Raw genomic sequence first — 11,273 nt, forward strand, 5'->3', positions numbered from 1 at the left:
CCGAACATGAAAGACAAGAAGGGCACATTGATGAGCACTCCCCCCATGATCGGCAAGTGGCTGCGTTTCAGCGTGAACACCAAGCCGGCCGACGGGTTCATCGCCCCCGTCGGCTTCACCGATCTCACTCCGCGGCTGAGGGGCGCCGTCCCGCCGCAGCTGGGCGACGGGACGCTCACGGTCTACCTCCCGCACACCACCTGCACGCTGATCCTCAACTCCGGCGTCGACGGCACCACGCTCCACGACATCCGGCTGTTCATCGAGGGCCAGATACCCGTGAACCGCCCCTTCGTCCACCTGCACGACGGCCCGCAGGACGCGGCCGCGCACGTGCGGTGCGTGTTCGGTGCCCAGTCACTGACCCTGCCGGTCGTCGACGGGGAGTTGGGGATCGGCCACAGCCAGGGCGTCTATCTCCTGGAGCTGGACGGGCCGCGCGACCGCACCGTCCAGTACGCCTTCTCCCGGTTCTCGCAGTGACGCTGGTCGGCATCCACGCGGGCCTCTCGGTCGATCATCTGGTCACCGAACCCGCCGGGGCGCGCTTCTCGTGCCCCGGCGGGCCCGCGCTGTTCGCCGCGCTCGGCGCACGGCTCGTCGCCGGCACCGACGTCCGCGTGAGCTGCCCGCTGCCCGAGGACGATCCGAGGTTCGCGCGGATCTTCGACGACTTCGGGGTCGACCGGCGGCACTGCCACCAGGTGCCCACCGTGCCGAGGTTGTGGATCCTGAACTCCGCCCGCGGACGGCGCATCGTCACCCAGGGCACGACAGCGGGTACCGAACTCGAAGGGCCCGGTCCGGCCGGGCCCGCGCCGGAGGATCCCCTTCCCGCGCAGGCGGCCGGTTTCCAGGACGGCCTGGACGGGCTGGTGGCATCGTCCCCCGCCGAGCGGCCCGCGGCGGACCCGAAGACCCGGGTCGGCCTCGACCCGCACCAGACCCTGGTCGCCGAAGAGGGCCTGGAGTACCTGCGCCGGGTGGTCTCGGCGACGACCGTACTGCTCCCGAGCCGGGTCCAGTTGAGCCTGCTGGACTCCGACCCGCGCCGCGCGGCCCGATCGCTGGCGGCGAGGCTGGGCCTGCCGGTGGTCGCCCGGCTCGACACCGAGGGCAGTTACGTCGTCACGGCCGACGGCATCTGGTCCGTACGTGACAGCGCGGTCACCGTCGTCGAGACCACCGGCGCGGGAGACGCCTGCGCGGCCGCTGTCGTGGCCGCCCTCGCCGCCGGCGCCGACCCGGTCGAAGCCGCTGTGTTCGGCACCAGCATCGCCCGCACCGCCCTGGCCGGCTGGGGTCACGAGGCCCTCGCCGCGGCGGCCCCCATCTCACGGCCCTTCCCGGGCATCACCACCCGCAAGGAGAACTAGCACGATGACGCTGCCCGCCGCACCCGCACCCCTGACCGCCTCCGCATGCGAGGCGCTGCATGCCGCGCTGCTCGACGTGTCCCCGGTGGCCGTGGGCAGCGTCCCGGACCTGGGACGCGCGGTCTTCGCCGGCTCGGGGGACTCGTTGGCCTCCGGGCTGGTCGCCACCGGATTCGGCCACCGTGCCCTGTCGGCAGGCGATGTCGCCTGGAGCGAGACCCTCCCGGCCGCCTGCGACACCCTCGTGGGTATCTCGCACTCCGGGACCTCCGGTGCCACCGTCAGGGCCCTGCGCATGGCGCGGGCCGCCGGACTGAAGACCGTCGCCATCACCTCGCAGGCGTCCTCGCCGCTGGCGGACACCGCCGACGAGGTCCAGTTGGTGCCCACGCTGCGGGTGGAGGAAGTAGTGCCCTGCGCAGGGCACGTCATGCTCGCCCAGGGGGTGGCCGCGGTGTGCGGAGTGGACACCGCGCCCTTCAACCGTGCACTCGCGGAGAGCCTGGGCCGCGTCCGCGTCATGGTCGACTCACAACTGCGCGCTCTTCCGGAGTCCGCGCCGGCCGCCGTGTCCGTCCTGTCGCTTCCGGAGCTGTGCAGCGGAGCGGACTTCTGGGTCCTGAAGCTCATCGAGGCCTGCGGACTCGCGGTGCGCAGCGTGCCCCTCGAAGAGAGCGGTCACGTCGACTACTTCATCGGCCCCGAGCAGCACCTCACCCTCCAGCTCATGGGTCCGCACGGCCGGCCGCGATTCGACCGCCTCGCCGAAGCCCTGCGGACGACCGGCCAGACGGTACGTCAGGTCGACACCTGCGACCTGACGTACCCCGATGTGCCGGACGCCGCCGTTCTGCGTGACATCGCGACGGCGGTGGCAGGGGCCTGGTTCGCCCACGGCGCGGCGCTGCGGTGGGGCCGTCCGCCCTTCCGTGGGGGAGCGGTGAACATGGACGCGCAGCACATCAAACTCGATTCCTGACGCATGTGCCGCTGCCGTCGCGCGACCTGCCGTTGCCGTGTGCGGCGCACGATAGGTGCTAATATTGAGACCAATTGTGCGACGTGGTTGGCGGCGCGCGAAGGCTGAGGGGAGTCCGTACGTGTCCGTCGTCGATGGTGCGACGACCGACCGGGGGCGTATGTCCGTTCACCCGGTCGATCGCAGGTCGCCCATGCCCGCCTGGGCGCAGGTGCAGCGTGACCTGCGTCGGCAGATCGACCAGGAACTCCAGACGGGCTACCAGCTGCCGACCGAGCGCGAACTCTCCGACCTCTACGGCGTCAGCCGCATCACCATCCGCCAGGCGCTCAGCGCCCTGGCCGCGGATGGCTACGTCGAGCGCAGGCAGGGCGCCGGAACCTTCGTCGCCGACATTCCGGAGCCGGTCCAGCACGACTTCGCGCTCACCACGCCCTGGCGGGACCGCTTCCATGCCGCGGGCCAGAGCGCGAAGTCCATCCACCTGCGCGACGAGTCCGCCGAACCCGTGCCCCATGAGCTGATCAAGCTCATCACCCCGGAGGAAGCCTCCGACAAGCGGCTCCACCTCAAGCGGCTTCACGTGGTCAACGACCGCGCCATCGGACTCACGGACTCGTGGGTCCCCGAACCCGTGGCGCCCGGGTTGTCCGACCAGCCCCTCATCGACGGCTCCCTGTCCCGGACCCTTCGCGAGGTCTTCGAGCTCGTTCCGACCGACACCAACCACTACCTCGAAGTCGGCGCGGCCAATTCCCATGAGGCCCGCCTGCTGAACACCACGCTCGACGCGCCGCTGTTCGTGGTGTGGTCGGTGGCCCGGCTGGACGACGGCCGCCTGCTGGAGACGACACGGACTGTCTGGCTCGGCAGCAGGGTGCGCTTCCACTACACCTGAGAAAGCGTGCCGGCGGGCAACAGTGCTAGATTTTGCATACCAGCTGTATGCAATCCACGGGAGTCTTGGTGAAGTCAGGCCGGGAGAAAGCCTATGAGTTCCTCCGGGAGACCGTGCTGACCGACCCGGAGATGCAGGGGCGGTTTCTCACCGAGCAGGAGATCGCCGACCGGATCGGTGTCTCCCGTACGCCCATTCGCGAGGCGTTGCTGCTGCTGGCAGCCGAGGACCTGGTGCAGCTCGTGCCCAAACGCGGGGCGTACATCGCACCGCTGTCGGGGCGGGAGATCACCGAACTCATGGAACTGCGCGGTGTGGTGGAACGCTACGCCGCCGAGCGTCTGATCGAGCTCGGCACCGCTCCGTCGGCTGAACTCACCGACATCCTCCAGCGGCAGCGCGCGCTGCTCGGCGCCGAGCAGGCCAAGGAATTCATCGCCGCCGACCACCTCTTCCACTCCACCATGATCGCCGCGCTCGGCAACGAGCTGCTGGCCAAGCATTACGAGGGGCTGCGCAGCCGGCAGATCCGGGCCGGAGTGGTCGCCCTCTTCCGTGTGGAGGGACGTCAGCAGGCCGTCCTCGACGAACACCAGGCGATCCTCGACGCCCTGGTCGAGCAGGACGCGGACGCCGCGCGGGCAGCGATCACCTGCCACCTCGACGCGACGTCCAAAGTGCTGCTGGCCGGCTGACGGAAGCCGGTTCTGACGGCGTTCACAACCGCCGATTGGCCAGCACCGAGACCTTGTGGCGTACCTCCGCGACCTCGGCGGCGTCGATGTCGGTCACCAACAGGCCCGGTTCGGCGCCCAGTTGCTCCCTGATCCGGCCGTCCGGGCCGACCACCGCGCTGTAGCCGATGCCGGTCGGCGCAGTGCCGCCCGCCTCGGGCCCGGCGCCGCCCGCGGCCGGGTCCGCCTGGTCGACGGCGGCCACCCATACCGTGGCGTCCAGCGCCCGCGCCCGTACGAGCAGTTCCCACTGGTCGCGCTTGCCGGGTCCGGCGCCCCACGAGGCGGGGAGCAGCGACACCGTGGCGCCCGCGTCGGCGTGTGCCCGGAACAGCTCCGGGAACCGTACGTCGTAGCAGGTGGCCAGGCCGAAGCGGATGTCGTCCACGTCGATGGTGACGATCTTGTCGCCGGCCAGTACGGTCCTGGACTCGGCGAAGCCGAACGCGTCGTAGAGGTGGATCTTGTCGTAGCTCTCCTCGACGCCCGGACCGGTGGCCAGCAGCGTGTTCGTGACCCGGCCGTCGGGCGCCGGTGTGAACATCCCGGCGACGACCACGACATCGGCCTGCCGCGCGATCCGGCGGACCTCGGTGGCCCATGGCCCGTCCAGCGGTTCGGCCAGTGGCGCCAACGGGATGCCGAAGCAGGCCATCGTCGCTTCGGGGAAGACCACGACCCGCGCTCCACGTGCCGCCGCGAGGAGGGCCTGTTCGCGGACGGTGTCGAGGTTCTGCCGGGGGTCGGGTACGGAGGTGAGCTGGCTCAGAGCGATTCGCATGGTCTGTCTCCTTACTGGGCGGCGGCGGTCTGTGGTTCCGCTCTCCCGAGGGAGCGGGTGAACTCGGCGTCCTCGGCGTGGTCCGCGTCCCGCCCCAGCATCACACCGGCCACCGTGAGCGGCGGCGCCGCTCACGACGCCGGCCAGGGTGTCACCTGGCATACTTTCGGTATACCGAGAGTATGCGCAACCCTCTCCCTGCTTCATCCCCGCCGATTTCACCTGGAGTCCCCATGGCAGCCCTGACCTTCTCCCTGCCCGACGGAACAACCCGCGACGTCGATGTCGTACAGGTCTTCAACGCCGGTTACGCCGGCCGCAGTCAGGAGGACGTGGCGGCGCACGTCGCGGAACTCGCCGAACTGGGCGTCCCGGCGCCGTCCACCACCCCGGCGCTGTACCCGGTCTCGCCGTACCTCGCCCAGCAGACCGAACGGGTCGCGGTCCAGCACGGGCGTACGTCCGGCGAGGCCGAATGGGCCCTCGTGGTCGCCGACGACGGCGAGGTCCTGCTGACCGCCGCCTGCGACCACACCGACCGGGACCTCGAGGTGCACGGCGTCGCCTGGAGCAAGAACGCCGGGCCCGACGTGCTGGCCCGCACCGCCTGGCGGCTGGACGACGTCGCCGACCGGATCGACGCCCTCACCCTGAAGGCATGGGTCACCCACGGCGCCGAGGAGAGCCCCCTGCAAAGCGGCACGGCCGCCGAACTCCTCACCCCGCACTACTGGGTCGAGGTCCTCAAGGCACGCGGCCAGTTCGTCCCCGGCACCGTACTGATCTCCGGCACGATCCCGATGGCCGAAGGAATCGACCAGTTCGCCGAGCACTGGCGGGTCGAACTGGCCGACCCCACGACCGGCGCAAGCATCGAGCTCGCCTACGACGTCGTCCCGCTCCCGGCACCCATCGGCTGAGGATCACAGCCAGCCACGACGGGCCGCGGTGAGGCTGGCCTGGAAGCGGGTCGAGGCGCCGAGCTCGCTCATCAGACGGTGGATACGCCGCTGGGTGGTGCGCTCGCTCCAGCCCTGGGAGCGGGCGATGGCCGCGTCGGTGAGGCCGGAGGCGAGCAGAGCCAGCAGGGAGCGGGTGTCCGGATCCGGCTGTACGGGGACGGACGCGGGCCCCGGCAGGTGATCTCCGGGAGGGTGCGGCGGTCCGGCGTCCGGCAGGGCGACGGCCCGCTCCCATTCGGCTTCGAAGAGGGACTCCAGGGCGACGAGCATGGGGGACTGGTGGATGAGATAGGCCGCCGACTGGCCGCCGGCCGCGAGGCTGAAGGGGATGATGGCCGCGCGGCTGTCGCTGATCACCAGCTTCAGCGGCAACTCGGGGCGTACCCGGGCTTTTTCCCCCGCTCGGATACTGGGCGCGATGTCGTTGCGCATCCGGCCCGGCCAGGCCACCGCTTCCCGGTCGTAGATCACCCGGTGGGCCACGCCGTGCCGCTGCCGCTGGATCTGCTGGTCGAGGTTGCTTCCCGGGCGGTCGACGTACGGCGGCCGGTCGAACGCGCGCAGTTCGCGCCGGGCGTCGGCCGTCATCCGGCCCACCGCCGAGCTGATGTCCTCGCGGTCGGTGAGCAGTTCCACGGCCATCTCGGGGTGCGCGATCCGGGTCGCCTCCCGGTAGGTCTCCATCAACCGGTGGACCTGGGAACGCGCTTCGTCGAGGCGGTGTTGCTGCTCGGCGATCAGAGCGGTCACCGCGACGTCGGGGGCGGTGGCGGAGAAGCGGGGCGGCCGTCCGGCGGACCGGGTCGCCAGGCCGTCCCTGACCAGTACGGAAAGCAGCCTCCCGGCGCCGGCCGGGGACAGCCCGCAGGCCTCGGCCAACTCGGAGGCGGTGCAGCGAGGATGCCCTACGAGGGCGGTGTACACGTGCTGTATTTCCTCCGTGAGTCCCAGCACGTTAAGTTCCATGACCCCTCCGCCGTACCAGTGGCGACTCTCCGCCACCCGGCGAACATCGGTCACCATGATTGCCTTGCGTCACTTCCGTCTCGGTTGACATCTTCCACCAGTAGGAAGGCGGCGCCTCGCCTGCCCCAGCACGTGGCAGCGCGTCCCGAACAGGCAGCCTGCCGTGTCCCCCCGGAAAGGCCTGCTCATGTTCCATGCGCACTCCCGATACAGACGACACGGCGCCGCAGCCCTCGCGCTGGCGGCCCTGGCCGCCGCCGTGGTCTCCGGCACCGCGGCCGCGGCTCCTTCGGCCACCGCCGCTTCCCCCGCACCCGCCGGCCCGGCGAAAATGACCACCGGCACAACGCCGTTGGACGGCACCTCGAAGGGCACCAAGGGCACCGCCGAGCCGCCCGCCCAGCGCCAGGGAGTAGTGCCGGGCCAGGTACTGGTCACCCTGGACCCGGACACCTCGGTCACCGGGCCCGCGCTGTCCGGAAAGGCCCAGCACCAACTGGCCGCCCGCGCCCCGCAGACCAGCGACAAGGCGCTGGACGCCAAGCTGCGCGCAGTGGGCGCCACCTCTGTGCACCCGCTGTTCCCCTCGCTGTCCGCGGCCGACACCGGTTCGCTGACCGAGGCCGCCCGCGGCCGGCTGGGCGCCGACGCCCCCGACCTGTCACGTACGTACGTGGTCAAGGTGAAGCAGCAGGACTCCGCCGCCGTCGCCGGCACCCTCCAGGGCGCCTCCGGGGTCGCGTCCGCCGAACCGGACCGCTACGTCAACACCCTGAACGCCGGAGCGCAGTCGCTGCCCTCCTCCGCCACCAAGGACGCCAAGGCCCCCGCGACCACGCCCAGCGCCGGGACCGCCGCCGCCGACCTGCCGTCGAACTACGCCCTGTCCTCCTCCGCCCAGGCGTTCCTCAACGCCGGGGGAGTCGACGCGGTGGGCGCCTTCTCCACCCTTCAGAGCGGCTACGGCCAGCAGCCCGGCACCGGCGAGACCATCACCAACGTGTCCATCGGCGACCTCACCGACCAGTCGATGGCGGACGCGGGGGACAACTACGTCAAGGGCAACGGCCCGACCACGGTGCTCAAGGACGGCAAGCGCTACCTCGACCTGCCGTCCATGCCGCTGATCCCCACCTACGTGGCCGGCACCGACGGCACCCTCGACCCGTCCGGCTCCACCGAGAACCAGGACCCCTCGCTCGGCGAAGTGCTCCTGGACTTCGGCGTGATGTCCCCGCTCCCGCACGACCAGCAGCGCGACGGCGCCACCGGCAGCGGCTACACCGACCTGCTCGGCATAGCCCCGGGGGCCGCCTACCGGCTGGTCGTCCCCCAGGAACCCACGATCGAGCAGATAGCCGGCGCGCTGCTGGCCGCCGCCCACCAGTCGCCGCGCCCCGACGTCATCACCGCGAGCCTCGGCTTCGGCACCGACGCGGAAGGGTTCCCGGGCCGCTACCTGGAGGACGACCCGTTCATCCGGTCCGTGGTCGCCTCGATCGTCCAGAAGGACGGCATCGTGGTGTCGATCTCCTCCAACGACGGCACCCGGCTGTACACCCCCGCCGCGGTCGGCCCCGACGGCGGCAGCACCCCCACCGACACGGCCCGCAACTCCGCCTCCGCCACCACCATCGACGACGACGCGCAGACCACCACCCCGTCCAAGGTGCCCGACAGCGGCGCCATCGCCGCCGGCGGCACCACCCTGGACGACACGCTCGCCGTACCGGCGAACTCCACCGGCTCCCAGGCCGGCACCGGCACCCTCGCGGAGACCCGGATCAGCGGCTTCGGCTCCTTCTCCTCCGGATTCGGCAGCCGGGTGGACCTGTCCGCCCCCAGCGACAACATCATCACCTTCGAGCACACCGGAGGCGGCAGCGCGCAGGCCGTCACCCCGGTCTTCAACGGCGGTACGTCGGCGTCCGCACCCGAGATAGCCGCCGCCGCGGCGGTCGTGCTCCAGGCCGGCCGGCTCGCCGGGCACGACCTGAGCCCCCAGCAGGTCCGGGACCTGCTGGAGCAGACCGGCCGCGCGGTGCCGACCCCGCCGCAGATCGACCGGACGCTGCACGTCGGACCGCAGATCGACGTGACCGCCGCCACCGAGAAGGCGCTGGGCGGCAAGCTGAAGAGCCACGGCCCCTCGGTCGTACGGCTCTCCGTCGCCCACCGGGTCACCGTCGGCGGGCTCGGCGGCACCTTCCTGGAGACCACCGACCCCAACCGTATCGACCTCGGCGACATGGCCTCCGGCGGCAACGGCGAGGGTCTCGTCGGCCCGGTGACCTTCGCCGCCGACGTCACCGGACTGCCGCAGGGCGCCGAGCCCCGGTACACGCTCACCGTCGACGGCGAGCACCCGGTTACCTTCTCCTCCGTCACCCCGGCGATCCGGGTGACGCCCGGTCAACTGCTGTCGGCGGCAGGGCTTCCGGTGGTCTCCACGACAGACCGCGACGTCGACCTCACCTTCAAGGTGCTGATCGGCGGCACGGCACAGGCCACCGTGCACCGCACCCTGACCATCGGCCCGAGCGACGGCCGCTACGTCGAGTCCAACGCGCCGCTGGCCCCGGCCACCGCCGAGGCCGGGAAGTCGGTCACCGTCTCCTACGACCTCACCGGCGTCAGCACCGCGAGCGCCCCCGAGCTGGTCGTGTCCACCGTCGGCCACTGGAACCCGGTCCTCGGCCCGATCTTCTCGGCGGGCTGGCACCAGACCCTGACCGGCACCACCGGCACCGTCACCATCCCCGCGGACGCCTTCAAGGGCGGCGGCGGGCTCTACGGCATCGGCATCGCCCTGTCCGGCTTCGGCGGCACCCCCAGCTTCATCAGGTACGGCGAGTTCGCCCCGATCCGGATCGCCGGCGGCACCGCCGCCACCCGCCCGGACGCACCGACCATCGCCGGCACGGGAACCGGTACCGCCTACGGGCACACCGCCGAGGTCACCCGCACCGTCCCCGACTTCCGCCTGCGCTACGACCTACGGGGCGTCCCCGGCGCGAAGTCCGCGATCGCCGAGTTCTCCGCCCCGGCCCCGACGCTCTTCGGCTCGCTGAACACCTTCAGCAACGCCAACGGCTCCGCGCTGGACAACGACGGAGTGGACACCCCCTCCACCGCGAGCAGGACGCTGTCCGCCACCTCCGGCACCGTCCGCCTCGACGCGCTGTCCCTGGGCCTGACCACCTCCGCGACCTACAGCGTCCGGGTGCTCGCCCTCGACAGCCATCAGCACGTCATCGGCCAGGCATCACCCGTCTCCAACCTCTCCGTCGACGACGGCCTGACCCCCGACGGCAGTACGCTGCTGAGCTTCACCGCCGCGGGCGAGGACTCCATCGCCGCCCTGCGCACCACCGACGGCGGCACCGAGGTACGGCACTACTCCACCGCGACCGGTGCCTACGGCGCCGTGCTGACCTCGGACTCCGGCAGCGGTTCGGACTACCAGGTGATCGGCGTCGCCCCGGACGCGCACCGGGTACTGCTCGGGCATGTGAGCCAGGCCGGCGGCGACGTCCGGCTGGAGACCTGGAACACCGCGACCGACACCCTGGTCGGCAGCTCGACGCTACGGGCCGCGGACTACCTGGTGGTCTCCGGACGGGTCGACGCCAAGCGCGACCGGGCCGCCGTACTGCTGCGCGCCACCGTGGGCAAAGCCGACTCGGTGCTCCCCGTCGACCTGGCCACCGGCACCGCCGCCGACCCGATCCCCGCCGACACCGGCGCGATCCCGGCCGGGACGTACAGCCTGCTGGACATCGATCAGTCCACCGGCGAGGTGTTCCTGGGCAAGATCGCCACGAACATCATCTGCCTCGGCGGTGTCGCCCCGGCCCGGGTGGACCTCGACACCAGGACCGTGACCACAGCGGGGTCGGTCTCGGCCTGCGAACACGGCATCGCCTCGGACGGGGCGGGCACCCTCTACACCGCGTCCGCCACCGCGATCAGCACCAAGATCGCGCCGACCGCCACCCTCACGCCGTACGACGAGGGCACCCAGACCACCGGTGACGGGTTCGCCCTGCGCAAGGGCACGCCCATATCGCTCGCCGTGGACGGCGTCCACCACGTCGCCCTGGTGTCGTTCGCGGCCCCGGAGGGCACCGTGTACTTCGGCTCCCAGCAGGGCGTCGTCACCGACAACAACGCGACCAGCCAGATAGCGGTCGTCGACCTCACCACAGGACAGCCGGTCCGCACCCTGAACGGCCTCATCGTCACCGGCCGGGGCGGCTTCCTCCTGCACGGCGTACAGGACCCCTCGCTCCAGCTCGACCCGGCCACCCGGTCGGCCTGGACCTATGGCCCGGACGGTACACAAATCCAGCAGTTCTCCTACTGATGTCCCGGGGTGGGGAGCGGCCCGGACCGCTCCCCACCCCGCCATTTGCCCGGAATTTGAATTGTTCTTGATGTCTTTGAATCCCGGCGTTGATATCGCTAGGTGAACGATGCACCTACTACTGACCTTGAATGCGTGATGTCGTCATGGTGGGGTGCGGACGAGTCCGGTTCCGGTGAGGCAGCCGTCGATTACGTCGCTGCGGTACTGG

9 protein-coding genes are annotated in these 11,273 nt (G+C 71.2%); 7 read left to right on the plus strand and 2 right to left on the minus strand.

What is annotated here, in order from left to right; genetic code table 11:
* The first annotated feature begins 30 nt into the window (after nucleotides 1-30).
* The 5 genes from ACFXJ5_RS39285 (at nucleotide 31) to ACFXJ5_RS39305 (ending at nucleotide 3,948) form a co-directional block, all read left to right on the plus strand.
* Entirely contained in the window at nucleotides 31-483 is a 453-nt protein-coding gene (locus tag ACFXJ5_RS39285; RefSeq protein WP_384642660.1) for a secondary thiamine-phosphate synthase enzyme YjbQ, read from the plus strand.
* Nucleotides 480-1,376, plus strand: coding sequence for a PfkB family carbohydrate kinase (locus ACFXJ5_RS39290; protein WP_384642663.1), 897 nt, complete (start codon nucleotides 480-482; stop codon nucleotides 1,374-1,376). The genes ACFXJ5_RS39285 and ACFXJ5_RS39290 overlap by 4 nt, the downstream gene beginning before the upstream one ends.
* Nucleotides 1,377-1,380: 4 nt before the next feature.
* Entirely contained in the window at nucleotides 1,381-2,355 is a 975-nt protein-coding gene (locus ACFXJ5_RS39295; RefSeq protein WP_384642666.1) for an SIS domain-containing protein, read from the plus strand.
* A 121-nt stretch (nucleotides 2,356-2,476) separates the two neighbouring features.
* Nucleotides 2,477-3,253, plus strand: coding sequence for a GntR family transcriptional regulator (locus ACFXJ5_RS39300; protein ID WP_384642669.1), 777 nt, complete (start codon nucleotides 2,477-2,479; stop codon nucleotides 3,251-3,253).
* Nucleotides 3,254-3,321: 68 nt separating this feature from the next.
* Nucleotides 3,322-3,948, plus strand: a complete 627-nt coding sequence (locus ACFXJ5_RS39305) for a GntR family transcriptional regulator (RefSeq protein ID WP_384642672.1) — start codon at nucleotides 3,322-3,324, stop codon at nucleotides 3,946-3,948.
* 22 nt (nucleotides 3,949-3,970) lie between these two features.
* Here the strand turns inward: ACFXJ5_RS39305 and ACFXJ5_RS39310 are convergent, their stop codons facing one another.
* Nucleotides 3,971-4,768, minus strand: a complete 798-nt coding sequence (locus tag ACFXJ5_RS39310) for a carbon-nitrogen hydrolase family protein (protein ID WP_384642674.1) — start codon at nucleotides 4,766-4,768, stop codon at nucleotides 3,971-3,973.
* A 233-nt stretch (nucleotides 4,769-5,001) separates the two neighbouring features.
* On the opposite strand from ACFXJ5_RS39310, the gene ACFXJ5_RS39315 reads away from it, so the two are divergent.
* Nucleotides 5,002-5,688 carry a DUF2848 domain-containing protein gene (locus tag ACFXJ5_RS39315; protein ID WP_384642677.1) on the plus strand — a complete coding sequence of 229 codons (687 nt, stop codon included), beginning with the start codon at nucleotides 5,002-5,004 and terminating at the stop codon, nucleotides 5,686-5,688.
* A 3-nt stretch (nucleotides 5,689-5,691) separates the two neighbouring features.
* Here ACFXJ5_RS39315 and ACFXJ5_RS39320 read toward each other — a convergent pair whose 3' ends face one another.
* Nucleotides 5,692-6,696, minus strand: coding sequence for a helix-turn-helix domain-containing protein (locus ACFXJ5_RS39320; RefSeq protein ID WP_384642680.1), 1,005 nt, complete (start codon nucleotides 6,694-6,696; stop codon nucleotides 5,692-5,694).
* 187 nt (nucleotides 6,697-6,883) lie between these two features.
* Here ACFXJ5_RS39320 and ACFXJ5_RS39325 point away from each other — a divergent pair, with 187 nt between their 5' ends.
* Nucleotides 6,884-11,062 (plus strand): hypothetical protein, encoded by a 4,179-nt coding sequence (locus ACFXJ5_RS39325; RefSeq protein WP_384642683.1) that lies wholly within the window; start codon nucleotides 6,884-6,886, stop codon nucleotides 11,060-11,062.
* Nucleotides 11,063-11,273 lie beyond the last annotated feature (211 nt).

Source organism: Streptomyces sp. NPDC059373, assembly GCF_042751495.1.
GTDB lineage: Bacteria > Actinomycetota > Actinomycetes > Streptomycetales > Streptomycetaceae > Actinacidiphila.